This is a genomic window from Leptolyngbya sp. FACHB-261, assembly GCF_014696065.1.
Classification (GTDB): Bacteria; Cyanobacteriota; Cyanobacteriia; order FACHB-261; family FACHB-261; genus FACHB-261.
Genome location: NZ_JACJPL010000031.1, coordinates 449,604 through 473,799, shown reverse-complemented (window position 1 = coordinate 473,799; position 24,196 = coordinate 449,604). Strand labels below are relative to the sequence as shown.

Sequence of the window (24,196 nt, the reverse complement as noted above, 5' to 3'; positions counted from 1 at the left end):
AGTAAGAGAGCCATCTACTGGCTGTCATGTTTGGAGGGGCTGGGTGATCCAGCCCCTCTTATTAGTCTTTAGCCACGAGTTAGTCTTTAGCAACGAGCGAGCTGCATGGGCTCACTTCTAACTGAATGAGTTCTAAACCGGGACATACACTTTGGCTTCCCAGGGATAAACCGGTTCGCGGCCAACCCACTCCTGCGGTACAGCCCGATCTTGAGTGATTTCGCGCCAGGTTTTGCCAGCAGAAATGCCAGGCCAGTTGGGGACTTTGTAGTCTGAATTGGGTGGTGTGCCGTAATCAGAGAAGTTGGCAACGACAACGGCAATTTGATCGCCCTGACCGCGTTTCCAGACTAGTACCCGCTTGCCCTCAGAAAAATCAGAGTGCAAAAACTGAGTGTCATTGACAGCTAAGGCTGGCGAGGTGGTGCGGAAGCGGGTGAGCCGAGCCACATATTGGAAAATACGCTGCCGCCAATCTTCACTGACACGACTGTAATTGACGGGATCAACTTGTTTGTTGCTGCCGTGTTCGTTGTTGAGGTCTAGATCTTGCTGGTCGGCAAATTCATCGCCTGCCAGAATCATGGGCGTTCCCACGGCGGTGAGCAAACAGACGAAAGCTAATTTGATCCGTTCCTCAGTCTCGTAGACGCCATTATTGGCTAACCAGTTGTAGAAGCGCTCATTACCGAGGCCACCGATATCGTGAGAGGTCAGGTAATTAACCGCTTGAGAGCCATCGCTAAAACCCAACAAGCGGCAATCGATTAGCTTGCGCACGCTCCACTCAAAGCTGGGTTCATCTGACCAATTGCGCCCTAAGATCACCTGGCGCACAATCTGCTTAAATTTCTCATTCCACAGTCCATCCAGTCGATTTTGCTGGATCCAACTCAATGGCACACTGAGGTCTTCACCCACGACCAAAAAGCGGTCGCCACTGCCGCCCCGCTTGTCCCATAGAAGTCGCGCAAAGTCTTTGAATTCTTGCAGAAAGTCGTAGCTGGCAATGTTGTTGACACTGTCCAAACGCAAGCCATCAACTCGGTAATATTCCAGCCAATGAGCAACATGGGCTTTTAAATATTCCCGTGCAGGCACAAACCAGGCTTTTTGGCCCGTGATTGGGTGATAGCCTTCAACCCAGTAGTTGTATTTGAATAGATCGCCACCGAAACCATCGCGGCTGCCCTGTTCGGGATCGCCACTGGCATGTTTGACGTAGAAGTCTAAGAAATTGATGTTGCTGTAGGGGTTATTGCGCGAAAACGCCATCACCATATCGCAGAAGAAGCGCAGACCCTGGCGGTGGCAAGTTTTAATCAGGTGGCTTAAATCGGTCGAGGCTGTTGGGGCTTTTTGGGAATCGGGACTGCCTAAATCGAAGTCAGCAGCGAAATAATTAGCGGTGCCATATCCCCATTCGCGCTTGTCATCGCTATCGCTGGCTGGCAGAAGTTCCAGGGCATTCACTCCCAGCTCGACTAGATGGGCGTGGCCTCGGTCGAGCGCGGCCACGGTTGCGAAATCTGGTGCTGTCGTTTCGTGCTCCAGTAGAGCTAGGGCATCGCGGAAGGTGCCATTGCCGAAGACGACATGGCCATCGGAAGCGCTCTGTGCCCAGCGAGTTGGCAATTCGTAGATAACTAGCTGGTTATTGGTGGGTAGGGTTGAGAGATCGGGCTCTCCTTCCCAGTTGACAGTTTGACCTTGGGGATCGCAGGGGATGAGTTGGCCTTGCTGATAGAGGACGACGCCAGCCGGATCACCGCTCTCGGCTCCTCCCACCTCGCCTGGGGCGGGAGCCAGAAAGCGCCGATCAACGGTGTAGGCCAGGGGATCAGTGCAGTAGAGAACGCGATAGCCACTGCTGTAGGCGTTGGTGTCGCAGACTTTGAACCAGTAGAAGTAAACCTGCCCCTCGGCTAGGCCGCAATCTTGAGCGGCGACTTGCCATAGGTCGCGAAACGACTCGTCAGGTTGGAGGGGGATTTCCCGAAAGTCTCGGCGATCCTGGGGAGCGCGACCGATGTAGAGCGTCGGTTGAGGCTCGGTCACTCTGGGCCGCCACAGTACAAAATGAGTCCGCTTGCGAGTTAAAAGGTCTGCAGGCATTCGTTTAGCTCTCCCGGATTCTAAAAAATCAGTGTTCAGTTGCGGGGGCAGACGCACCGGATTGAGGCCGCGCTTTAACGCGAACAATATCCGCCTGTCAGCTGATCGGTAGGGCTATCCCTGCCACGCTGGGCTTGGTTGCATGAGGCCCTAACACCCCAGGTTTTATTCAAAACGGGTGCACTACAAACCACATCACCCAGGTAGGTAGTTCCTACCCTAGGGCACTTGCAAGGAGATCAATGTTTGCAAGATTTCATTAATTGGTGGATTTGCTTCTTGGAAGCGGAAAAGATATTGGTAGCGCAGACGCCCGTGGTTATCGAGGATGAATGTGGCAGGGAGTGGTGCGCCTAGAGCTTGGCCGGTGTGGTAGAGCCGAAAAGTGCCGCAGTTGGGGTCAGACAGAACGGGGTAATTGAGGTGTAAGTCTGAGATGACTTTGCGACCTTGATCGCTCGGGATGCCCGCCACCATCAATACCTCAGCGCCTAGATCCCGGATCTGTTTGATGTTGTCTCGCAGGGCGATTTGATGGGGGAAGCACAGGGGGCAGTAGTGCTCATCGGAGAAGATGCGCGTGAACGAGAGCACGGTGAAGCGGTGAGTTTTGCAAAACTCTGAGCGGCGAATCTTGGCTGGCTCGCTATCGGGTTGGGGATCAGGTTCGATCAGAGGCAATTCAAAATCAGGCGGGATCTGACCGATGCGCAAGATTGGTGTGGCGGGGATCGGTAGCAAATGATTGACCAGTCGGCGCGTGCGGAGCTTGGGGCTAAGCAGCTTCGCGTTTTTGAGGGTGTCTAGTCCGGTCTGTAGCGCTTGAACCATTGCCTTAGTCCTCAGATGAGTTGCCCTTACGCTTTCCTTACTCTTTAGTGTTGCAGATTTGTCTTAGAAACTAGGGTGGGACCTCTCTGGCTGTACTGGCTGTATAAGATGCCAGAAGTATCTAAAGAGGCTGTGGGCTTAGATGACGCGGTACAATCCCTTGTGAAATCAATTGAAGAGATTCGAGGCCAGCTTTGCTCTGGGCAATTTGAGTTTAGCCGTCACGCGTTCAGGCGGACAGTTGAGCGCAATATCAGTGAATATGAAATCAGAGAGGTTGGAAAGGATGCAATCTTAATTGAGGATTATCCGGATGATAAATACTCTCTGAGCTGTCTGTTGCTGGGTTTTACGAGTGCAGGCCGACCTCTACATCTTCAGGTCTCAGTCATTGATGCAGAGTTAGTTAAGATCATTACGATTTACGAGCCTGACCCAATCCAGTGGATTGATTATTCAAGACGGAGGTAGGGATGTCTCAATGTGATGTCTGCGGCTCAGTAGAGTTCCATGAGGAACTTGTCAGTGAAGTGTTTCAGATTGACAGCAAACCTGTCTTGGTTGAAAACATTCCTGCAAAAGTGTGTGCACGTTGCGGTGAACTTGTTTTCAGCCGCGAAACCACAGAAAGAATCAGGCGGATGGTTCATGGAGAGGTTGCACCGGAGAGGTCGATGAGTATTGACGTTTTTGTCTATTAGGCACTCAGCAACTACCCACACTGAAACAGAATCTTCTTCAAAGAATTTTGCAAGCCCTACTTGCCAATTGGCTTTAACTGCTGTAGATTGCAATCTCAGTTCAGTTGATGAACGCTACCTAGGAACTGTAGCAACCAGCCCTAGATAGCTGACCCCCAAACTTACTTAAGGTTTGGAGGCTGAGGAGAGTGTATCACTTGTGATTCACCCGCCAAGGCAGGCGCAGGTACGCTGAGCAATCGCTCTGTGCTTGGTCTTCACCTGAATCGTTGGGGCAGTTCAATTGTCTGAATTGCCCTTTCCATCCCCTTGCCAGCATTTTTGGACCCAAGTTTTGGAGCCTCTTTTCCATGCGCCTAACGCAGGTTTTGCAGCCGCAACTTTGTCTTTCGTTTAGCAAAGTCGCTCGCTATTTAGGAATTCCCGAATCGATGATTCATCGCATCGAACATTGGCCGCATCAACTCTTTGTGCATCGTACCGATCGCGGCGGTCAGTTCGTCAGTTACCGCGCCTTTGCTGAGTGGGCCGAAGCCTGTGCCAAGAGCATCCAGGCTTGTGCCGATCTACCCATGCTCGATTGGCTAGGGGAAATTATCAAACGCGAGTGTCAGCAGTTTCGCTATCCCGAAGCCGTGCTGGAAACCTGGCGTCAATTGTGGCGACAACAGCACTACCAGTTGCGAACTACGCGACCTTAGCGCTGCTGAACCCATTCATCGCGCTCAAGGCCCGGTCCCCAGCAAGCAACACTTGCCCGCGCGTAACCGAGGTCCGCCTTCACGCAAGTAAGGACGCGCTGATCGCAAGGCGAGCTGCCTCCCCACTCACTTGGCTTCGCCTCCTAGCAACTTGAGTCCGCCGCCTAAAGCGGTCTGACCGAGACCACCAGGCGATCCACCAATACCTGGCCTGGGTCACTGCCCAAAGCATCGGGACCACCCGCCCCGCGCCAATATAGCCGAATGCCCTCAAACCTAGGGAAGTAGTAATAGAGCGGAGCCGTCGAGCTTTGAGGCAGCGGCATCCGGGCTTTTAGTTCGGTGCTTTCAAAAGTGCCGTTGTCATTGGCGTCGTACCAGACCTCTTGCGCATCCGGTTTCACCACATAGCGGTAGTTGCGGAATGAGGTTGAAGCAATACCCTGAGGCGTGCGCACCCAGCTATTGCTGGGGAAATCCGCAGCTGTACCCGGTGAGACGCCATTGGCTCCCGAAATAAAACCGGGAAGCCACCAATCGGGCCTGCCATCTCGGTTGGCATCATAGGTTTCAAACTCGCCCAAGTTACTGCGACCGCCGCCGTACTGCAACAAAGCCGTGGCACTGGTATTGTTGCCAGAGCGAATGCGCAGATGATAGGCCGGACGCGCCCACCAGGTCGTCGAAAAATCATTCAAACGTTTATTGAGCGTCGTATCCAAGCCGCTAGTCGGATAACTGTGGGTCAACACCACCATGAAACGCCCGTTCTCGCCCGCCCCACTGGTATCGAGTTTGGTCCAAGCCGCGCGAAAGTCAATGGTGACAATGTTGGTGGCGTGGTTAATTGGCGTCGCGAAGCGGTGGTCGAGGGCCGTAAAAGTGCGCAGGCTACTAGGGGTGCTGTAGCCAGTCAAGCCCACCGTGTTGTTGCTGCCGGTCCGAGTGAGCTGAACATAGCTGCCCGTCGTGAAGGCCGAGCGGGCCACCGTGCTGTTGCCCCAAGTCACCGCTTGGCTCAAGTCGGTCCAGCCATTGAGATTATAAAAATCTTCACTGTTGAACACAATCTGAGCGCCCGTTGGTGGGGGCGGGTTTACCGCGACTTGCATGGGCCCTCCTGTTTCAAGCCCAGCTTGTGGCCTAAACCAAGTTGGGCTTGAAGCTGGAGCTTGAGATATAGCACTCATGCCAGCACTGCTCATGCCAACAATACTCATGCCAGCAGCGGCACCGCAGGTAAGCAGCAGCCAACGCCGAGCAACTCTTAGGCGATTCTTGGGAACGTGGGTCATCTCTTTCACCCTGCCGTTTTCCCTCAGCCTACAACTGGGAGTTGGACTCAGATGTTAATTAAGGTGTCCACTCCAGGAGCAAACCAGCGCGACGGTCGCTACGTTCGCCCGTGCGCTGCCACTGGAAATCGGTAGCCAGACGCAGATCACGCGTGAGCGCATAGCCCACCCCCACGCGAGTCAATCGCGTTTCGTTATCGCTCCCTGGCTTAATCCAGGACTGACTGAAGTTGATATCCGAACTGCCGCGCGACAACACCAAAATCACCTTGTAACCTATGTCCACGCCGCTCGTGCGGTCCCCCTGCAAATACGCCTGACCGTAGCCAACTTGCGGTGCGAAATTGAAGCGAGAACCCAACGGCAATAGGTAGTAACGAGCATGCGCCTGCAAGCGGCTATCATCGCCCGTCTGCTGATATTGGCTGCTGAAAGTGAGACCTGTGCGCCCCACAAACACATCTTCTACGCCCACAGCAAAACCGCCACGCTCATCTTCGAGAGAACGAGTCGGCCCCACTTGAATCCGGGTTGGAAAACTAGGGTCGCGCCGAATATCATCCAGCACATCCGGCGGCTTTTCTAGCCAACGTCGCAGTACCGGGCTTTGCTCTAGAGTGCCTGCGGGCAAATCGAGATCGGGGTTCGGTGAGGGGCTGGCTTGTGGGGTCGGCGTAGCGGTTTGGGCCAGCAGAGGGGCTTGCCAGCCACCAACACTACAGCCAATCCCGCACGCGAGGGTGAATCCCAAAAGAAAGCGGACCTGACTTTCAGATCCGCCCCAATTTAATTGCTTCATGCCTTGAATTAACGGACAGTTCCCGGTGCCGCAGCAGGCACTGGCTTCATAAAATACAGGCGGATCAATTGCCAGCCGATGCCCAGAATCGGAGGTACCTTTTGCAAGGACTGGATCAGTGCCGGAGCATTAGATTTGCCAATGGCAGACAGTCTACGAGCCTTGTCCACGCAATTATCCAGGCGAGCGGTGAACTCCGGATTGGCCGTATCGAGAACAACTGGGAAAACCTTAGCGGCATCACGGTTAGTCTTCTCGATCACATCCAAGTCATAATCGCGAGGATTCATGCCCAGGAGTTGATAAAACTCAGGACGGAGAGCCACATCGTTCATGTACATGGTGGCGAACACCGACAACAGGAAGAAGCGGCACCACAACTTCGCTTTCCAGTCATTCAAAAACTGGGGCTGCGACTTCATCAACAGCGCGAAGAAGTCACCGTGGCGGCTTTCATCCTGGCACCAATTCTCGAAGAATTGGAAGATGGGGTAGATGCGATTTTCGGGATGCGCTTCCAGGTGGCGATAGATTTTGATGTAGCGCCAGTAGCCAATTTTCTCGGACAGATAAGTCGCGTAGAAAATAAACTTGGGTGCGAAATAGGTGTAGCTCTTACTCTTGGTTAAGAATGACAGGTCCAGCGCCAGATTGAAGTCTGACATGGCCTTGTTGAGGAAACCTGCATGACGCGCCTCGTCACGGCTCATCAAGTTGAAGCATTCCGCCAAAACAGGGCTGCTGTCTTTGAGCTTGCGTGAGAGTTCCTTATAAAGCAGAAAGCCTGAAAATTCAGCAGTACAAGAACGCTCTAGAAACTCGACAAACAAGCGGCGGGCTTCCGGGTCGAGGTGATCCAGCGACTGATTGAAGGCATCCCCACGCACGAAATGGTGACGATTGTAGTCCGTGCGGAACTCATCTAGGAGTGCCTGAAAGTCAGCTTCTCGGCTGGAGATATCCAGCTCAGCCATCTCCTCGAAGTTGGTGGTGTAGAAGCGGGGCGTCAGGATCGTGTCCTTAGACGGAACCTTCACGCCGGGGCGCTGCTCTTGGAGCGAGTCTGCTTTATGAAGGGAATCTACCATCGTCTCTTGCTTTGACCTGAACGCTTGCTAACTGAGGATTAGTGTCATCAGTCTACCAGTGCCCTCGGCTTGCAACGAGCGTTTGAGAGGGGTGAAGCGTTAAGAAGTATTGCCTGAGCTAAACGGTTTGAGTATGACTAGGGGCAGCTTGCAGGTGGATTGAGTGGTGAGACTACCCCTAGAACTCATGCAGCCTTAGCTTGAATAGGGTGTGGGCAAGAACAGGCTCTTGGGCAGCGCCGCATGACAGCCCTGGCGCATATCCACCACCTGTGTCACGCCAAAATCTACCGCAACAGACATCAAGGTGTAGGCTTCATCAGCGCTCATGGCTCGCTTCGTTTGTAGAAACTTCAACATTTGATCCGCTGATTGACGCATGGCCTTGTTGAGGTCTTCATTGAAGCCGTGGGTAATCCAATGGGTATCAGTTTCCAGAATGGGATTGGTAATGGGGAAATCTTTGATCACAAAGATCTGAAGATAGCCATTGAGCGAAGCTTCAATTGCAGTGCCAGCCAGTTCGGCATCACCTTGAGCCATGTGCGGATCACCGATAAAGAAATTGGCTCCTCTATTGAAAACCGGGTAATACATCGTGGCTCCAGCGCCGATGCGCCAGTTGTCAATATTGCCGCCAAAAGGACCCGGTGGGATACTGTTAATCCGCCCACTTTCACCTGGCGCTACACCCATAACGCCGAAGTGAGGACGCATAGGAATCGCAACTTTGGTTTTGAAAGGTTGACGGCTAGCAGCATCAGGAGCAGTTACAAAACCGGCTTTGTCATACAGCGGTCGCCCTTTGAAATCATAGGCAAATGCTGGTTGAGCTAGACCCGCCTCAAAGTCGAGTTTATAGATAGTAATGCGCTCTTTTTTGAAGGCGTCGTAGAGGTAGCCCCAGTGGGCAGCAATGTTACTGCCATAGGGCAGCCGTGGCTGAGTTTTCAGAATTCGGACCATCAGCGTATCGCCTGGCTCCGCGCCTCGGACGGCAATCGGGCCAGTCATCACATGCACGCCTGGGCCCCGGTCAGTTACCTTGTCATAGACTTCTTTGACCCCCGTATCCATCAGTAAATCGGGAGCATCCCCTGCGTGATGTGTGAGGGCTTCGACATAGACAATATCGCCAGAGTCAATCGTCAAAACGGGAGGCAGAGTTTTATCAAAAAAGCCCCAAAAGCAAGTCTGTGGTGTGGCTTTGAGGATGTGAATATTACCAGCATCGCGAATTGAATCAGCGGCTGCAACGGTTTCTGCCTGGGCTTGTTCTGGGTTGCGTAAGAAACCAACTGCGTAATCTGCACCTAACGCTGCGGCGGCCCCGCTAGAAACTAAAAAGGCCCGCCGCGACTGCTTCGATAAAAATTGCGCTGGGGGATCCGGTTCACTCACTTCCGAATCAAGATTTGCTAAGCCATGCGTGTGATCATTACAGTCATGACCTACTCCATGATCCGATCGAGGATTTTGCTCGGAATCGTGCTCATGTTGCGCCATCAATCATTCTCCATGCCTCTAAAGGCCTGCAACATCAGCCCGGATTTTAGAGAGCTAGAACGCTGTTTTTTGTATTCTTAAACACGAAGACTTGAGGCTCAACATAAATTAAAAACCTAAAGTAAAAAAAGCAAAAAAACGGTGTCAACTGCGGTTGAAAATGCACAAACAGAGCTTTGAATTCAGTTTGCTCGTAATGTTTTAAGAGTTGATTCTATGCTCTGATTGCCCCTTTGCTGCCAAACAAACTGTTTTGGGGCGCAAAAATCACTCGACTAGGTGAATCCATTGGATGAGGGCAAAAGCGCCTGGACGGTGTGAGCCTAAGCCTGGGAACTTCCTGCTCCCCAACTAGGTCAGCTCAATTCCGAGCCTTGATTTTGGTCGCTACCTTCGTTTAGTCCCTGCCTCTGGATCCGAAATTGCTCATGAGAGTCGCCTCGCTACTTGGTCTGGCCTGTTTGCTCGGTGCTTGTGCAAGGTCTGCACCGAATCTTGTCTCTGGCAGTCCCACTGCAACTGAACCGCCGGCCAATTGTCCTGCCCCAGTTAGCGACTTGCCTACGCCTAGCACCTCATTCTATGAAGCGGATGGTTCCAAAGCCACTGTCAACTTCGTGAATGCTAATGACCGCTTTGACTATCGCCCTCGCAACATTGTTAGTGATAGCGACACAATCAAGTTTCAAGCTCGGGAATACGATTTCGTTTATTGTCGAGCCAACCAATCCTGGACGGTTCAACCGGGTACTTTACCCGCAGAACTTGCTAGACCAGAAAGTTATCAGCAAGCTAGCAATCCACCTCTAAACCGGGTCGAATTCCAGGATCAAACTTACGAATATCGAGCCCTGACTCGCGATGACAAAGTCATTTTCGAGGTAGGTAAAGCTCAGAGTAGCCCGCCCCAGCAGCAGGTGCTCTACACCTTAGAGGAAGTGAAACAAGCGGGGGTGGGAGTGGGCTTGGGCTCTGCTTCAGCAACCACACCAGTCGTCTATAACAATCAGCTCTGGTGGGCAGTCACCTCCCAACAAGGGGAAGGGAATGCCGGTATTGCTACCCTGGTCAACTATGACCCCAAAACCCAGAAATTAACACTGGTTAAACCCAAGACCTTACAGATTCAGCAAATTACTGATCTAGCAATTACGGGCAAACCAACCGCACCAACCTTTTGGCTGGGCACCATGCGCTCTGGCGAAGGTAATCCGTCTCTTTCCAGCTTGGGCCTAGTCGCTTATCGCCCTGGAGTGCAAGATCCTAACCAGGGTTCGATGACCTCTTACAACGTCAACAACAGTCCCATAGTTGGTGCCATACCGCAAAAATTGAAGCTTGAACAAGATACTCTCTGGGTCAGCACTGGTAACGGGGTTTGTGCCTTGCAATGGGCAAATCCCGAAGTGACTCAAAGCTGGTCTTGCTGGCGGTTTACGGCCACAGCCGAGCTACCCCAATCCGGCTTGGCGCTCTTTAAGAGTCTGACTCAAAAAGAGCCAGGAACCACAACGCTACAGCCAGATGCCGGTCCGGTTGAAGTTCTGTGGTGGATGCCCTTAAACCTGACTGAAGCTAACCCCACGGGCCGCTACGAAATCCGTTATGAGCCAGGCTTTACGGCAACCATCAACACGGGGATTTCACCCCTGCCGGAGCAGGCAGTTCGTGTCCCCGATACGCCTGCTGTTTACTGGCCCGCTTCTGACTGGCACTGGAATGGCGAACGGTTTGTTCGCAGCTTAGACGAAGTTCCAGTCAATTATTCTGGCGGTGGTTTTCGTGGCGTTGGGCCTGAGCCAAACTTCTTGCAACAAAACAACTGGAACGCTATGCGCGGTGATTTAGATCTGCTCAATGCCAATGAGCAATCGATTGAGGTGCGCTATCACTCGGCTTGGGCAGAAGACGTTGCCCTGAAACCCCGACCCACAGTAATAGCTCAAGAGCCCGTTGCTAATCGCCAGCCCAACCCTCTAGCTGTGAAAGCAACTCCCTAAGTAGTTTGGCTTGATAGTTTCTTGCTGGTTTGGTTCATTAGTTTTAAGCCTGCTTTTTTCAGACTTTTCTGCAACACTGACTTGGCTCGCCAGCTACTTAGCCAAACCATTTCAAATCATTTACAGACTAGCCAAAACAAATCTGGGCCAAAATAGATTTAAGCCGAAACAGATTTAAGAGCCAGATGGAAGCCGTTGGTTCAGGCTTCTATCTGGCTCCTAAGTCATCTTTCGACAACCGAACTACATCTTGCCGTTCTGCATCACTTGTTGCAGGTGCTGACGGATTTCCTGCGCATGCTGCAGGTCAGCTTGCTTTAGCCGTTCAAACAATTCTGCACAGGGCTGAGAACCCAGCGATTCAGCGTCTTGTTTGTAGGTGTCATATGCCTTTAGGGCTTCAGACTTATTTTGCAGTACGGTCAGCAGATCGTACTCCAGGTTGCTAATGGCTTGAGTGCCTTGGCTCTGAGTCATTGCTTGAGTCTCCACAAGAGTTCCTCACTCAATCTGGATCAGCTCACTAGCCGGTTCATCTGCCCAAGAGCGTAGTGAAATTTAGGTTCAAGTAGTACAAGCTCTGAGTTCGAGCCCCCAGGTCAACCTCGATTCAAGCAGATTAACTCAAGCAGGTTTAGGCAGGTGTGGCACAAGCGCGCCAGTGGCAGCAATTTTGAAGCGGTTAACCTCACTAGGCTGACGGACCTCCAGTTCTGGTTGGCCAGACTTAGGCGTCCGTTCTATCAAGACCCAGCCCACTGCACGACCTAAAGAGTCGGCCTGAGGCAGCGACAGCCTCTTGAGGGCAGGCGCATCTAGCAGCAGAAACGGATGAGCGTCTTGCTGCCAGATGCGCTGTAACTCCTCAAGTGAATGCGGCTCGACGTGGCGTTCGCTGTAGAAGTAGAGCGAAGGTCGGTAGGACCCAAACGAGGTGTAGGCGGTTGCCGTCGCTGGCAAATGTTGCCGCAATAGATTTGCCACTGGGCGCACCGGATAAGCCTCGTTCAACTCCCAAAGCCAGAAACCAGAGCCGATGAGCAGCAGTAATGACACATACATGCCCCATAGCAGCACCGGAATCGCCTGCCGATCCTGCTGCCAGAGCAGCCGCGCGCCAACCCACAGCGTCAAAGCCGCTGCGGACAAAGTCAGGATCAGAGCCAAAGAATCCGTTGCTGAACCGGGAGCCGCAATCAGGGTGTACAGCTCGTAGAAGCACAGGCAACTGAGCAAGCTTGCCCCCAGCATCAGCATGAGGGCTCCGCCTTTTTGGAACGGGTGTTGCCCTCGCCACAGAGCGCTTAGCTCAACCCCAACTAGCAAGGCCAAGGCTGGCTCCAGAGGCAAAATGTACCAAGGTAGCTTGGTGCCCATCACCGAAATCGCCAGCAGATACAGCGCCGACCAAACCAGGGCCAACTTGCCCCAACTGCGGTTGCGGTCCTCCCAAGCCAGACTGACCCCTCGGGGCAGGAAGATCAGCCAGGGCCAAGTGTACTTGAGCAGTTCCAGCAGATAGTACCAGGGCGGCCCCCCATTGCCTTCTACACCGCTAGTAATGCGGCTGAAAGATTGGCTCAAAATAGTGGTTTGCACAAATTGCTCGCCGTAGTGCTGCCACTGAGCCACAGACCAGGCTCCTATCGGCACCAGTCCCAGGAGCAGGCCGCCCCACAGATAACCTGAGCGCAGCAGACGAGGGGTGTCCCAGGCGAGAAAGGCCAAGACCACGCTGAGCAACAACAGACCCAGTAAGCCTTTGGTCAGGCAGATTAAGCCCAGCCCTAGCCCCAACCCCAGGCAAGCACGCAGATCGCGACGGGCACGCAAGGCTGACCAGACCATGATTAGCCAAAAGCACAGCACTGCGCCATCGAGCATGGCCAAGCGCCCATGCCGCACCACTGGCAGCAGAGTTAGATACACCAGGGCCGTCATTAGGGCTGGCAAGCGAGACCCTACCGCTTCACGGCTTAACAGGTAAAGCAAGGGCACCGAGAAGGCACTGAGTAACGTGCCCGGCAAGCGGGCAGTCCATTCATGCACACCACCGAGGCGGTAACTCAAGGCCATCAGCCAGTGCATCAACGGTGGCTTGTTCAAATAAGGCTCACCGGAAAGGGTCGGGTAGAGCCAGGTCAGGCTGTGAGGCGGAGCTTGCCAGATCTCACGTGCGACTTGAGCATGGGTGCCTTCATCCCAGTCACGCAGGGGCACCTCCCCAAGCACCAGAGTATAGAGCAGCAGAGCAGCGAGTAGTAAACCGCTCATCCAAAGCACATCAAGGCGGTGTGCTGGGCGCTGATTTGCAGTTTGCAAAGGAGAAAGGGGCAGACTCACAGGCCTAAGCCACTGGGTAGGAGGTTAAGGCAATAGTTCATTAAACACGCTGTAGCGCCGACCTCAGCCTAACCCAAGGGAATTTCCACCACAAAAATCGTTCCCTGACCTGGTTTGCTCTCACAGCGAATCGAACCCTGATGGTGGTCCACCACGATTCGATAGCAGATCGATAACCCTAAGCCTGTCCCCTCACCTACAGGCTTAGTTGTGAAAAACGGATCGAATAGGCGCGGCTGAATTTGCGGCGGGATGCCAGGGCCATTGTCGATGATCTGCACCTGAATGGCAGCGCCAGTGCAGCCGGTCTTGATCGTAATGCAGGCGGTCTCGTTGCCTCGTTCACGCGGGTCACTACTGCGCAGGGCATCAACGGCATTGCTCAGCAGGTTGAGAAAGACTTGGTTGAGCTGGCCGGGATAGCACAGTAGGGGTGGCAGCTCCGAGTAGTCCCGAATCACTTCGATGCCGCCTTTGTAGGGAGCTTTGCGATCAGCACCTTGCTTGAGCCGGTTTTGCAGCAGCAACAGCGTGCTCTCAATGCCTTCATTTAAATCAGCAGGCTTCTTGTCAGTTTCGTCGAGCCGGGAGAAGTTGCGCAGGGTCAGGACAATTTCGCGGACCCGTTCGGTGCCCGTACGCATCGAGCGCAGAATCGCAGTTAAGTCCTCACGCACAAAGTCCAGGTCCATGTGCTCTTGAAATTCAAGGATCTGCGTTGGTGGCTCGGGCATATGCTGCCGATAGAGATCCAGCAGCGTTAGGCAGTCCTGAATATAGGTCGTGGCGTGAGGAACGTTGCCATGAATGAAACTAATCGGGTTGTTGATCTCGTGGGCTACTCCCGCCACCATCTGACCCAGGCTGGACATTTTCTCAGTCTGAACCAGCTGAGCTTGCGTGGCCTGCAACACATCTAGAGTTGAGCGTAGATTCTCGGCCTGAGCACGGGCATCAGCTGCGGCTTCGCGTGTGCGATGGACGAGTTGTACCTGGTTAATTGCCACGGCTAGCTGGTCCGCTACCGCTTCTACTAGGGAGACTTCATCTGCTTGCCAAACCCGGGGAGCATTGCATTGCTCGATGCAGAGAATGCCAGAAAGGGCTTGCAGGCCAGCGCTGGTACCAGGTGGTACCGGAGACTCCTCGGCGTTAGCCCGTATCTCTGGACTGTCAAGCATCGATAGTGCATCGTCAGCCTCGGGCCGCACGATGGGCATGTCCAGGGTAGAGAAAATCTGGGCCCGCTCCAGATAGGCAGGATAAAGCTCATTCAAATGGGGATCACTGCGGGTGTTGTCCACCACCAACGGCAACCACTGCGAAATTGCTTCGAAGTAGACCGGAAAGTCGGCTACCTCCAAGGGTGGCGGACAGGGCAGCACCCCTGCTTCATTGGGGTCCCGGCTGAATAGGTGGCAGCACTCTAGTAAGCGATAGTCGGGCGAGAAAAGCCATACGGAGACACGGGTGACGTCCAGAGCCTCGGTGAGTCCCTGTGCCACCTGACGTGTGAGCGTGCCCAGCTCCAAATTGTGATGCAGGGCTGAAATGATCTGGTTGAGTAGTGCCTCCCGTTCAGCCGCAGCCCGAGTCTCGTTGTATAGACGCGCCTGGTTAATGGCGATGGCTAGCTGGTCAGTAATGGTCACGACGGTACGGGTGTCTGCCAGCTGCCAGCGACGCGGACTCTTGCAATCGTGCAGCATTACCCCACCGATTACTGCCCGCGTATCGCTGCGGCGGATCAGCGCGAAGATCTGAGCCTTGACACCCAACGCCAGCAGACCCGCGCCGCCGTCGCCCAGGAGTGGGTCTTGGGTCACATCATCGCTGCTATGGGGACTATCGCTGTTATGCAGGTGCCACCAAATTGGGTAATCCTGAGCCAGGACCTCAGCGCTCCAGGTGTACCCCAGCAGAGATTGAGAGGGCCCCGTCCGGTATTCGTGGGTAATTTGGAAGCCGTCTGACTCGGAGTAGCCAGTGCTATAGTCGGGCCGAATAAACAGTAAGCAGCGGTCAGCCTGTAAAGCCTGCGCCAGCCCCTTTACTGCCTGGTTCAAAATCTGGTCAAGGTCGAGCGAGCTGCGAATGGCAGTCACGACAGCGTTGAGGGCTTGTTCGCGTCGAGCTCGGATCTGCGCCTGTTGAGCGGCGTAGCGGGTTTGTTGATACAGCTCGGCCTGGGTAATCGCTACCGAGAGCTGATCACCCACCGTCTGTGCCAGGGTGATATCGGCTGGGGCAAAGCTGGCTGGCTGGTTGCTTCCCCCTTTGCGAGTTAAGCCTAAAACTCCCCAGGTCCAGGCCCGTCGGGTCGAAGTCAGATCAGGATCATCCTCGTACTGCACAATCGGCACGAGCAGCCCTGAGCCTGGATCGAGATCGCAGCACATCTGGCGGCAAAACTCAGAGAAGCGGATGTCTGTGCAGCGATCTGGGATAACCACTGTTTCCTGCCGCAGCAGCGCCTCAAAGATTTCTCCCAGGTCATCTGCGGCCCAGTGGGTATTAACCAGGTTGGGGGCCCAGGGGTCATTGCAATAGCTGTGGCTAATCAAAAGCCCTGGCTTGCCGTTGGTATCGGTGTGGCGCTGGTACAAGTGACAGCGCTCAACCCCCAGCCCTTCGCCCACTTGGGTGACAATTGTCTCCAGAATGGCATCTCGGTCTAGGGAACTGCGGGCAGCAGCAGTAATGCGATTAAGGAGGGCTTCGCGCTCAGCTTGGCGACGAGAGGCTGCGTAGAGCTGGGCTTGGGTAATGGCTACAGCTAGTTGATCGGCAACGGCCTGTAACAGTTCCACCGTTTCAGAGGTCCACTGACGCTCAGTGCTGCACTCGACGCATTCGATAAACCCCAGTTCGCCATTGGCAGCAGTCGAGGTTGTACTGGCTAGCCCACTGTCCAGTGGAGCATCCGAGGCCTCAACCGGCAAAATTAAATCAGAGCGGAAGCCAGTTTGCAGCAGCAGAGTGCGGCTTTGGCTGCAAAGCAAGGGATGGGTTGCAATCGAGTCGATCTGAACGCGCTCTCGACGCAGCAGATGTTCCCCCAATTGGCCCAATTCTTCGACATTGAACTCACCGATTAAGCTGTCTAGCCCAGGCTCACGCGATTCGTGAGTTAGAGCAAAGCAGCCCCGCTCAGGTCGATACCAAAAGAAGTTACAGCGCTGGACCTGCAACAACTGGCGCACTTCATCAACGGTGGTTTGCAGGATGTCGTCCAGATCTAGCGTGGCGCGAATGCGATTGGCGATCCGATTCAGCAGCATTTCCCGCTCAGCTCTGGCTCGGGAGACTTCATAAAGCTGGGCGTGGGTAATCGCGACGACTAATTGGTTGGCAACTACATGGGCAGCGTCAATCTCTTCGGGTTGCCAGGGATAAGGACTGTGGTTGTAGGCCGTTAGACTGCCAATCAGTGTGTTTTGATAGCACAGCGGCAGCGACAGCACCGAGCGCATCCGTCTGAGTTCAAAGGTCTGCCGTTCCAGTTCGCTAAGTCCTGGGTGGTGACGGGTGTCCTCGATCATCACCGGATACTGGTTACGAATCTGGTTGAGAAATAGGGAGTTTTCTGACAGATGCAGCTGCACCGGCAGGGGTGTGTCCTCGCCCCAACGCCCTTCCTGGCTGCCAACTCGATGCACTTCATGGCTGATGTAGAGACAGTCAGCCTCGGCACCAGTCGGTTTGCCAAAGTTGACGACATCGGCCTGCACAACCCCCAACAGCTCGGTTAAGGCAGTATCCAGGATGGTGTCGATGTCGAGCGACTGGCGAATACGATCGTTGATGCGCCCCAGCAGAGCTTCCCGCTCAGCCTGGGCACGCGTTTCTTGATAAAGTCGGGCCTGGGTTAGAGCAATGGCCGCCTGCCCTGCCACCTGTTGCACTAGCGTGATCTCAGCCGCACTCCAGCAACGCGGCGTGGACTGGCTGACCAGGACTGCGCCAATTAAGCCTCCCCGCGTGATCATCGGTACCTGGAGGACTGAGCGCCAGCTGTACTGGTTAAGCAGCATTCGCTCAGTGGGCTCAAGATCGGCAATATTGATGTCAGCAATGGCCCAGGGTTGACCACTGCGAAAGGCCCAAGTGCTGCTTGGCCAATCCTTCGGCTCAAGATGAGCCCCCTGCAATGGGCGAACTGGACTACCGGGCGAACGGTACTCCGCATTGAGAACCAGCGTGCCAGCATAGGGGTCATAAACTGCCAATGCTGCCTGGTCGGCCTCCATGGCCTGTCCCAACTCGTGAATAATAAAGGCGCCGACTGCTTCTAAATCCTGCGAATTGCAGATCTGGTTGGCAATGCGGCTGAGTAGCACCGCCCACTGGACCTGCTGCACACCTTCCGGGTATAGGGTTGACCTAGGCTTGCGGGGCACTGGGTGGACGGGCACGCTAGTGAGCAGTTCTTCGAGCTCTCGCTGGCTGTCGAAGGCACTGAGTCCGCCTAAATGTTCTAGGCAAGCTAACCAACCGCTGAGCCACTCCAAGGAAGGGTGCTCACCGACCGCACAGCGTTGCAGCAACTCCGCAATCGCTGCCTGGGTAGCCTGGGCATCGAGGATCATGGATTGGCCACCAATAGCTTTTGGCAATCGGTTAGGAAGCGAAGTAGGCATGCGTCCTGCGCCCAAGACCGTTGGTGATCTGTATTTTGATCTGTCCGCTTCCCTAATGCAGCACCCGGATTGATTTTGGTCTGTGATCTGCTACCACCAAAAAATCGCCTCACCCTAGCGATCTTAAGCAAGCCCTCTAAGCACTAGAAACCAGCTTAGACCTGGGGTGAGGCAATTTTTTGAGGTCCAATCGCCTCAGAAAATCGTGCCTAGACGATAACCATCCAGCTAACCAGCTTGAGTTAACTAACTTGGCCAACCAGGACGCTAAAACTAGACGGTAACAGGGACGGCAGCCTCTTCAGGGCGAGGACGCTTGACAATGACCTCGTCGATCAGGCCATAGGCACGCGATTCTTCGGCAGACATGAAGAAATCGCGCTCCGTGTCCTGCTCAATGCGATCTAGAGGTTGACCGGTATGGAAGGCCATCAAGTCATTGAGACGGGACTTGTGATAGAGGATTTCTTTGGCCTGAATTTCAATGTCTGTAGCCTGACCCTGAGCACCACCTAGAGGTTGGTGGATCATGATGCGCGAGTGGGGCAGACTCATACGCTTGCCCTTGGCTCCTGCTGTCAGCAGAAAAGCTCCCATACTGGCAGCAAGACCTACACAGATCGTGCAAACATCAGGCTTAATCCATTGGATGGTGTCGTAGATAGCCATGCCAGCTGTGACCGAGCCACCTGGAGAGTTGACGTAAAGGTAGATGTCCCGCTCCGGATCCTCGGATTCTAGGAACAGCAGTTGCGCCACCACAAGATTGGAGACGTTGGCATCAATTTGCTGACCCAAGAAGATAATGCGCTCGCGCAATAGACGGGAGTAAAGGTCAGAGGCGCGTTCGCCGCGTCCGGACTGCTCAATAACGGTAGGTATCATGGGGCGCTGATCTGGTTCGGTACGCTATGTCTTCAAATGTAATAAATTCCTTGCTTGAAAGGGGCCGCTAGCGAGGGAATCCCATTGACAATTAAGCGAATGCTTATCTATCCTGAAGACAGTTAAGTGAATGCTTAATTGTTTCTTGGTTGTTTTATGCTTTCGAGCAGGTTTTTGAGCCGACGCTGCCATGAGCCGACCGGTTGCCAGTGCAGATATTTTTCAGGCAATTGCAGACCCGACCCGACGGGCCTTGCTCGATCGTCTGCGCCAGGGAGAGCAGCCTGTGAAACAGTTGGCAGAGCCCTTTGCTCTGACGCTACCGGCGATCTCCCAGCATTTGCACATCCTCTGTGAGGTGAGCTTGGTCACGCAGCGACGGGTAGGGAGGCAGCGCTTTTACCGGCTCAATCCAGAGCCACTCCAAGAAGTAGCTGATTGGCTCAGTCGCTACGAGCAGTTCTGGCCCCAGAAGTTAGATCGCCTCGGCACCTATCTGGATGAATTGGAGGACCCCCCATGCGCCGACAAGCCATAAAACTTCAGGTTTTCTACCCACACACGCCAGAGCGGGTATGGCGGGTGATTACTGACCGTCGTGCCTTGGCCGACTGGCTAATGGACAATGACTTTGAGCCCCGCTTAGGTCACAAGTTCTGGTTTCGAGGTCATACGCTACCCGGCTTGGATGGTGCTATCCAGTGTCAAGTGATTGCTTTGGATATGCCTAAGCGCTTGAGCTACACCTGGCAAGACAGTCTAATGAGTCAGCCTACGGTTGTGACTTGGACGCTAACGCCTGTAGCCGGGGGAACTCGGCTGCAATTGGAGCATCAAGGCTGTAAGCCGGAGCCTAACTCATTTGATGAGTTGATGCGGTTGCCTGGTCGTCAGGCAAGCCGAGCTTGGTATCAGTCTCCAAGTTCAAACGCGAACATTCGGACCCTAGAACCAATCACCTCAGGAACACAGCCCTTCAGCTATAGAAAGTCAGACACTGATTCCTCCTGTGATTTCTATCTTGAAGAGAATTGGAACTACAAGCTTCGTCACAGGTTGCTCACGGTCCTTAATAGCATGGCCGCCGAGCAGGATTAATTTCCTGAATCAGCTACCTGTCATAGCGCACACAGTAACACTCGCAATAACACTCGCAATAACGGGGCTTAAATAAAGCCCATTGCTGCTTGTCTGGAGAACAATAATGCTTGTCTCAACCCTCGGCTAACGGCAGTAGTTGGTTAGTTGGTTGGCAATAGTGTTTTTGTTCCTTGTAGAAAGTGACTAGATAGGGAACTGGACAGTGAGCCCCAGTTTTGTGATTGCAGCAATCTTAAAGAATGCAAAAAGGAGAACGCAAATAATGGAACGCTCCCATCAGCTAAGCATCCCAACTGTGATCCAATCTTCTGGCACCACAGAGCGAGCCTTTGATATTTACTCGCGCCTCTTAAGAGAACGAATTGTTTTTCTAGGAAAAGAAGTTACAGACGAAAGTGCTAACTCAATCGTTGCGCAATTGCTGTTCTTAGACTCTGAAGATCCAGAACAAGACATCTTGTTGTACATCAACAGCCCTGGTGGTTCGGTCACGGCTGGCATGGCGATTTATGACACTATGAGCCAGCTTCGCGCCAACGTGTCTACGATCTGCTTAGGCATGGCAGCTTCAATGGGCTCATTCTTGCTGTCTTCAGGCACCAAAGGAAAACGATTTGCACTACCCAATGCCCGGATTATGATCCACCAGCCCTCCGGTGGCGCGCAAGGACCAGCCAGCGATATTGAAGTCGTTGCTCGCGAAATTCTCTATCTAAAAAACATAATCAACAGCATCCTGGCTGCAAATACAGGCCAAACCAAGGAGCGGATTGAACAGGATTCTGAACGAGACTTTTATATGAGTGCTGAGGAAGCTAAGGCTTATGGTCTGATCGATAGCACGATTGCGAAGAAACCCGTTTAACGAATTTGCGGCATCTGTGATGTGAACAACAGGATGTTGACAAAAAGGAAAAACAATCATGAGTGAAGTTAAGAGCATTGTCTTGGTTCACGGCTTCTGGACAGATGCCTCTAGTTACAGTCAAGTTATTCCAACACTATTGGCAGAAGGCTACGAGGTTATTGCAGTTCAAAACCCACTAACTTCGTTAGCGGATGATGTTGCTGCAACGAAACGCGCTTTGGCTCGCATCGAAGGTCAATGTATTTTGGTTGGTCATTCTTGGGGTGGTATGGTCATTACCCAAGCGGGCAACGACGAACGAGTCTCTGGCTTAGTCTATATTGCTGCGCTTGCTCCTGATGCTGGCGAATCGATGATAGATCTAATGAGTAAATATGAACCCAAAGCGGAGTACTTTCAAGAACAAGAAGGCTTTATTTGGATTTCAAAAGAAGGCGTACAAAAGACTCTTGCGGGTGACCTGACAGCAGAACAATCCGCATTGATATACGCGACTCAAACAGCGCCATCTACATCACTGCTGCAAGTAAAAGGAGATTCGCCAGCCTGGAGAAATAAGCCAAGCTGGTATGTTGTTGCGAACAACGACCAGGCTGTTCCACCTGAATTACAGCGTGAATTGTCTAAACGAATGGCCGCAACAACAACTGTTGTAGAATCAAGCCACGCCGCAATAATTTCTCATCCAAAAGAAGTTTTGGACGCTATCAGAGAAGCAGTGACGAATAGTTCTACTTCTAGTCCTGCTTAAGATCTAAACCTTAAACAAGCTAACGGTAGCTTCTGAGAAATTCAGAAGGGCCTTCAACCTTGGCTCAAGCTCCAGTGGGCTTGCAGTAGAGCTAGCCCAAGAGCTGGCTCTGCTGCAAGCCTGGCATTAACCCAGCACTCAGTGAAGAACGCTTGCTTTGGAGGAAACAGCAGGTTAGCTATCCCTTAGCTGCTTCCTCTTAGCTAGCTGCCCCAAACACGCTCCAAAATGCTGCTCGGTGGAATATCACTGATTAGCCCTGACTCAGCGCGAATTGGTAAGAACTTCTCGCTCTTGGGCAACAACTTGGCGGGGTCTGTAGGACCAAAAAGGGCCAGGGTGTAAGTCTGAACCGCAACGGCGAGATGCATGGGCGCACTGTCGGTACAGAGCATGAGATTTGCCCCTGCAATCATTGCTGCCAATTTGCCCAAGTCAGGAGGAGCTGTGATTTTGAGATCGGACAGGGCTCGGCGCAGATCGTTGACTAGAGAGCCATCTTCCGGGCCCTGCACCACGACCACTGGTAAGTCGGGCTGGCGGCTTCTGAAGTCAGTGATGATCTTCACCCAGTTTTCCACTGGGTAGATCTTATTGATGCCCTTCTCCTTGGCAAGCTGGCTGGAGCCGCCGTGGATCAACACATAGCCACTGTCTTTAATTGCCAGCCGCTCCTGCTCACTCTCGGCCCACTCAATATCTTTCTTAGGCACGCTGATGCTGATCTCGGGGCAGGGAGTATTAATCCCCAGACCCTTGAGCAGGTCGTGGTACATCTGTGCCGCATACTGATCCAGATTTAGGGGCACTGAATCGGTCAAAAATAATTGACCATCGCCGCTGTAGCCCACCCGCTGCCGAATACCTGTAAGCCAAAGCAGTAGGCCGACCGCGAACCGCTTGCCCAGAGAAAATACAGTATCGTACTCGACCTCCCGAATCACGCCGAGCAGGTTGCCCCAGTCCGCCAAACTGTTGTTGGCTTTGAAATCGAAGGGAATGACCTGAGTAACTGATTTACAAAGACGATAGGCACCCACGGAGCGAGGCTCAGTGACCACATCGATCCGGACATCAGGAATTTGCTGCTTGAGATCGTCCAGGGTGGGAAAGAACAGAATTTGATCACCAATCCCGCCAGGCACTAGAGCCAATACACGCTTCATTTTGCTCAAGCGCGCTCCTGTAGGCGTCTGACAACGCAACCAATTGTAAACCGGATGTTGGCGTCTGCCGCCTCCTTGCTAGGACTCATTTGAGGAAGCGGTCAAGCGCTACCTTCAGTTCGGCAATCTCGGTTTCGATATTGCCTTCCTGAGCCGCACGTGCAATGCACTGCGTGAGGTGCTCTTCGAGGATGCTGTGGGCGACGCGGTCGAGCGCGCCTCGCACCGCCGCCACCTGGATCAGAACATCTGGACAAGGGCTACTTTCTTGCACCATCCGCTTGATGCCACGAATATGGCCTTCGATGCGCGAGAGGCGATTGCTCAAGCGCCGCACAGACTCAGAGTCATGGACATGGGGATGGCTATGAGAATGGGGCTCAGGCTCCACGGGAGAGTCCAGCAGCTCAGGTTCACTATCTGGATGAGTCAGGGGAGGGTGTAGGGAACTCATAGGGACCGCCTGAAGACAGTGGGACAGAGGAAAGGAGATGAAAAGGCTCGGGAGCCTATCCCAGTGTAAACTCCCAAACAGAGTGGGCCAGGGAATATCCCTGGCCCACTCTGGATTAGACCCTACATCTGAGATTACTAAGCAAGAATTGGCTTAGCGACGGCCTCGATAGGGCACTGCTGCTAGGTAATCAATATCCGCTGCCCGTAATGACTGGGCATAGTTCACCTTGGGATTGATGGAGCGAGCCACATCTAAGAACTTGCGAGGGTCGCCTTCGGGGATGTAGCGCTGCTGGAACTTCTTGCTGTAGAACTTCTCCAGGGTGAAGCGCCAGTCGTTCTGGGTAACACCGTAGTTCTCACGGTAATCCTCACCGTAACGGGGCGTAACTAGGTTGAACGGACGGCCTTCAGTGTTGCTGCCGAAGCGCTTGCGCTGATAGGGGACTGTATTTTCGCCAAAATTCTGCTCATATTCGTCGCTATCGACCAAGGCATCCACAAAAGCGGTGTAGCCCTGCTCACCAATAACAATCGACCAGGCGATTTCTTCACCCTTGTTATAACTGTCCCGGCCTAGAAGGCGACGGACCAGCAGGCTTACGAGTCGGTAGTTGTTGTTCACTGAGACTACACGCTCATAGAACACTTCAGACTTCGCAAGGCCGCGCACAAAGTCGCGCACGCTGAGGGAGCCATTTTTTAACTGGGATTCCAGCGCTTTCTGCCGATTGCTCTCCAGAATCTGGTGCTCACTGAAGATTTGGCGATAGCTGGCCCAAATTAGCTCATCAATCTCGGTAGGGGAAGAAACATCTTCCAGACGATAAGCGCGGTAGCTGTCCTCATCTCGATCAGCAATTCCAAAGCTAGCAACCCGCTGATTTTGGGTCGAAGGGGTGTAATTGAGTAAGGGCACTGCAGGCATTGAGCAAGGCTCCTGACGTGGG

At 53.4% G+C, this 24,196-nt stretch carries 20 protein-coding genes and 1 pseudogene; 8 read left to right on the top strand and 13 right to left on the bottom strand.

Features of this window, described 5'->3' with window-relative positions; translation table 11 throughout:
* Nucleotides 1–132: 132 nt before the first annotated feature.
* Nucleotides 133–2,115, bottom strand: a complete 1,983-nt coding sequence (locus H6F94_RS27270) for an alpha-amylase family glycosyl hydrolase (RefSeq protein ID WP_190805411.1) — start codon at nt 2,113–2,115, stop codon at nt 133–135.
* Between the two features lie 219 nt (nt 2,116–2,334).
* Nucleotides 2,335–2,946, bottom strand: coding sequence for a peroxiredoxin family protein (locus H6F94_RS27265; protein ID WP_190805410.1), 612 nt, complete (start codon nt 2,944–2,946; stop codon nt 2,335–2,337).
* A 108-nt stretch (nt 2,947–3,054) separates the two neighbouring features.
* Between H6F94_RS27265 and H6F94_RS27260 the strand changes: the two genes are divergently transcribed.
* The 3 genes from H6F94_RS27260 to H6F94_RS27250 all read left to right on the top strand — a co-directional run bounded on the left by H6F94_RS27260 (nt 3,055) and on the right by H6F94_RS27250 (nt 4,348).
* Nucleotides 3,055–3,417 (top strand): DUF4258 domain-containing protein, encoded by a 363-nt coding sequence (locus H6F94_RS27260; protein ID WP_190805409.1) that lies wholly within the window; start codon nt 3,055–3,057, stop codon nt 3,415–3,417.
* A gap of 2 nt (nt 3,418–3,419) precedes the next feature.
* The gene (locus tag H6F94_RS27255) at nt 3,420–3,647 is read left to right on the top strand and encodes a YgiT-type zinc finger protein (RefSeq protein WP_190805408.1); all 228 of its coding nucleotides are present in this window, start codon (nt 3,420–3,422) and stop codon (nt 3,645–3,647) included.
* A gap of 350 nt (nt 3,648–3,997) precedes the next feature.
* Nucleotides 3,998–4,348 (top strand): hypothetical protein, encoded by a 351-nt coding sequence (locus H6F94_RS27250; RefSeq protein WP_190805407.1) that lies wholly within the window; start codon nt 3,998–4,000, stop codon nt 4,346–4,348.
* 164 nt (nt 4,349–4,512) lie between these two features.
* On the opposite strand, the gene H6F94_RS27245 is transcribed toward H6F94_RS27250, so the two are convergent.
* The 4 genes from H6F94_RS27245 to H6F94_RS27230 form a co-directional block, all read right to left on the bottom strand.
* The gene (locus tag H6F94_RS27245) at nt 4,513–5,643 is read right to left on the bottom strand and encodes a hypothetical protein (protein WP_190805406.1); all 1,131 of its coding nucleotides are present in this window, start codon (nt 5,641–5,643) and stop codon (nt 4,513–4,515) included.
* 58 nt (nt 5,644–5,701) lie between these two features.
* Entirely contained in the window at nt 5,702–6,442 is a 741-nt protein-coding gene (locus H6F94_RS27240; RefSeq protein ID WP_190805405.1) for a hypothetical protein, read from the bottom strand.
* Nucleotides 6,443–6,450: 8 nt separating this feature from the next.
* Nucleotides 6,451–7,530: a magnesium-protoporphyrin IX monomethyl ester (oxidative) cyclase gene (acsF, locus tag H6F94_RS27235; protein WP_190805404.1), complete on the bottom strand. Its 1,080-nt coding sequence runs from the start codon at nt 7,528–7,530 to the stop codon at nt 6,451–6,453.
* Nucleotides 7,531–7,725: 195 nt separating this feature from the next.
* Entirely contained in the window at nt 7,726–9,036 is a 1,311-nt protein-coding gene (locus H6F94_RS27230) for an acetamidase/formamidase family protein (RefSeq protein WP_190805403.1), read from the bottom strand.
* A 428-nt stretch (nt 9,037–9,464) separates the two neighbouring features.
* Here H6F94_RS27230 and H6F94_RS27225 point away from each other — a divergent pair, with 428 nt between their 5' ends.
* The gene (locus H6F94_RS27225; protein ID WP_190805402.1) at nt 9,465–11,036 is read left to right on the top strand and encodes a hypothetical protein; all 1,572 of its coding nucleotides are present in this window, start codon (nt 9,465–9,467) and stop codon (nt 11,034–11,036) included.
* A 243-nt stretch (nt 11,037–11,279) separates the two neighbouring features.
* On the opposite strand, the gene H6F94_RS27220 is transcribed toward H6F94_RS27225, so the two are convergent.
* The 4 genes and pseudogenes from H6F94_RS27220 to clpP (H6F94_RS27205) all read right to left on the bottom strand — a co-directional run.
* Complete coding sequence (locus H6F94_RS27220) at nt 11,280–11,513, bottom strand: hypothetical protein (RefSeq protein WP_190805401.1); 234 nt, start codon at nt 11,511–11,513, stop codon at nt 11,280–11,282.
* A 147-nt stretch (nt 11,514–11,660) separates the two neighbouring features.
* Nucleotides 11,661–13,379, bottom strand: coding sequence for an ArnT family glycosyltransferase (locus tag H6F94_RS27215; RefSeq protein ID WP_199320676.1), 1,719 nt, complete (start codon nt 13,377–13,379; stop codon nt 11,661–11,663).
* A 68-nt stretch (nt 13,380–13,447) separates the two neighbouring features.
* Nucleotides 13,448–18,019 carry a GAF domain-containing protein gene (locus tag H6F94_RS27210; protein WP_190805400.1) on the bottom strand — a complete coding sequence of 1,524 codons (4,572 nt, stop codon included), beginning with the start codon at nt 18,017–18,019 and terminating at the stop codon, nt 13,448–13,450.
* A 273-nt stretch (nt 18,020–18,292) separates the two neighbouring features.
* Nucleotides 18,293–18,919, bottom strand: a pseudogene (gene clpP / locus H6F94_RS27205) (ATP-dependent Clp endopeptidase proteolytic subunit ClpP); the annotation flags it as partial.
* Between the two features lie 175 nt (nt 18,920–19,094).
* On the opposite strand from clpP (H6F94_RS27205), the gene H6F94_RS27200 reads away from it, so the two are divergent.
* The 4 genes from H6F94_RS27200 to H6F94_RS27185 all read left to right on the top strand — a co-directional run bounded on the left by H6F94_RS27200 (nt 19,095) and on the right by H6F94_RS27185 (nt 21,624).
* Complete coding sequence (locus tag H6F94_RS27200) at nt 19,095–19,442, top strand: ArsR/SmtB family transcription factor (protein ID WP_190805398.1); 348 nt, start codon at nt 19,095–19,097, stop codon at nt 19,440–19,442.
* Nucleotides 19,424–20,002, top strand: coding sequence for an SRPBCC family protein (locus H6F94_RS27195; RefSeq protein WP_190805397.1), 579 nt, complete (start codon nt 19,424–19,426; stop codon nt 20,000–20,002). The genes H6F94_RS27200 and H6F94_RS27195 overlap by 19 nt, the downstream gene beginning before the upstream one ends.
* Before the next feature lie 265 nt (nt 20,003–20,267).
* Nucleotides 20,268–20,870, top strand: coding sequence for an ATP-dependent Clp endopeptidase proteolytic subunit ClpP (gene clpP, locus H6F94_RS27190; protein WP_190805396.1), 603 nt, complete (start codon nt 20,268–20,270; stop codon nt 20,868–20,870).
* A gap of 58 nt (nt 20,871–20,928) precedes the next feature.
* Complete coding sequence (locus H6F94_RS27185; RefSeq protein WP_190805395.1) at nt 20,929–21,624, top strand: alpha/beta fold hydrolase; 696 nt, start codon at nt 20,929–20,931, stop codon at nt 21,622–21,624.
* A gap of 203 nt (nt 21,625–21,827) precedes the next feature.
* Here the strand turns inward: H6F94_RS27185 and H6F94_RS27180 are convergent, their stop codons facing one another.
* The 3 genes from H6F94_RS27180 to H6F94_RS27170 all read right to left on the bottom strand — a co-directional run bounded on the left by H6F94_RS27180 (nt 21,828) and on the right by H6F94_RS27170 (nt 24,174).
* The gene (locus tag H6F94_RS27180) at nt 21,828–22,790 is read right to left on the bottom strand and encodes a glycosyltransferase family 9 protein (RefSeq protein WP_190805394.1); all 963 of its coding nucleotides are present in this window, start codon (nt 22,788–22,790) and stop codon (nt 21,828–21,830) included.
* Between the two features lie 85 nt (nt 22,791–22,875).
* Nucleotides 22,876–23,244 (bottom strand): metal-sensing transcriptional repressor, encoded by a 369-nt coding sequence (locus tag H6F94_RS27175; RefSeq protein ID WP_190805393.1) that lies wholly within the window; start codon nt 23,242–23,244, stop codon nt 22,876–22,878.
* Between the two features lie 153 nt (nt 23,245–23,397).
* Nucleotides 23,398–24,174, bottom strand: coding sequence for a phycobilisome rod-core linker polypeptide (locus H6F94_RS27170; protein WP_190805392.1), 777 nt, complete (start codon nt 24,172–24,174; stop codon nt 23,398–23,400).
* Between the last annotated feature and the right edge of the window lie 22 nt (nt 24,175–24,196).

What these genes read in the sequence shown, in the direction of transcription:
- H6F94_RS27270 (WP_190805411.1), bottom strand. Translation starts at nt 2,115, where the DNA reads ATGCCTGCAGACCTTTTAACTCGCAAGCGGACTCATTTTGTACTGTGG.
- H6F94_RS27265 (WP_190805410.1), bottom strand. Translation starts at nt 2,946, where the DNA reads ATGGTTCAAGCGCTACAGACCGGACTAGACACCCTCAAAAACGCGAAG.
- H6F94_RS27260 (WP_190805409.1), top strand. Translation starts at nt 3,055, where the DNA reads ATGCCAGAAGTATCTAAAGAGGCTGTGGGCTTAGATGACGCGGTACAA.
- H6F94_RS27255 (WP_190805408.1), top strand. Translation starts at nt 3,420, where the DNA reads ATGTCTCAATGTGATGTCTGCGGCTCAGTAGAGTTCCATGAGGAACTT.
- H6F94_RS27250 (WP_190805407.1), top strand. Translation starts at nt 3,998, where the DNA reads ATGCGCCTAACGCAGGTTTTGCAGCCGCAACTTTGTCTTTCGTTTAGC.
- H6F94_RS27245 (WP_190805406.1), bottom strand. Translation starts at nt 5,643, where the DNA reads ATGACCCACGTTCCCAAGAATCGCCTAAGAGTTGCTCGGCGTTGGCTG.
- H6F94_RS27240 (WP_190805405.1), bottom strand. Translation starts at nt 6,442, where the DNA reads ATGAAGCAATTAAATTGGGGCGGATCTGAAAGTCAGGTCCGCTTTCTT.
- acsF (WP_190805404.1), bottom strand. Translation starts at nt 7,530, where the DNA reads ATGGTAGATTCCCTTCATAAAGCAGACTCGCTCCAAGAGCAGCGCCCC.
- H6F94_RS27230 (WP_190805403.1), bottom strand. Translation starts at nt 9,036, where the DNA reads ATGGCGCAACATGAGCACGATTCCGAGCAAAATCCTCGATCGGATCAT.
- H6F94_RS27225 (WP_190805402.1), top strand. Translation starts at nt 9,465, where the DNA reads ATGAGAGTCGCCTCGCTACTTGGTCTGGCCTGTTTGCTCGGTGCTTGT.
- H6F94_RS27220 (WP_190805401.1), bottom strand. Translation starts at nt 11,513, where the DNA reads ATGACTCAGAGCCAAGGCACTCAAGCCATTAGCAACCTGGAGTACGAT.
- H6F94_RS27210 (WP_190805400.1), bottom strand. Translation starts at nt 18,019, where the DNA reads ATGCCTACTTCGCTTCCTAACCGATTGCCAAAAGCTATTGGTGGCCAA.
- H6F94_RS27200 (WP_190805398.1), top strand. Translation starts at nt 19,095, where the DNA reads ATGAGCCGACCGGTTGCCAGTGCAGATATTTTTCAGGCAATTGCAGAC.
- H6F94_RS27195 (WP_190805397.1), top strand. Translation starts at nt 19,424, where the DNA reads ATGCGCCGACAAGCCATAAAACTTCAGGTTTTCTACCCACACACGCCA.
- clpP (WP_190805396.1), top strand. Translation starts at nt 20,268, where the DNA reads ATGGAACGCTCCCATCAGCTAAGCATCCCAACTGTGATCCAATCTTCT.
- H6F94_RS27185 (WP_190805395.1), top strand. Translation starts at nt 20,929, where the DNA reads ATGAGTGAAGTTAAGAGCATTGTCTTGGTTCACGGCTTCTGGACAGAT.
- H6F94_RS27180 (WP_190805394.1), bottom strand. Translation starts at nt 22,790, where the DNA reads ATGAAGCGTGTATTGGCTCTAGTGCCTGGCGGGATTGGTGATCAAATT.
- H6F94_RS27175 (WP_190805393.1), bottom strand. Translation starts at nt 23,244, where the DNA reads ATGAGTTCCCTACACCCTCCCCTGACTCATCCAGATAGTGAACCTGAG.
- H6F94_RS27170 (WP_190805392.1), bottom strand. Translation starts at nt 24,174, where the DNA reads ATGCCTGCAGTGCCCTTACTCAATTACACCCCTTCGACCCAAAATCAG.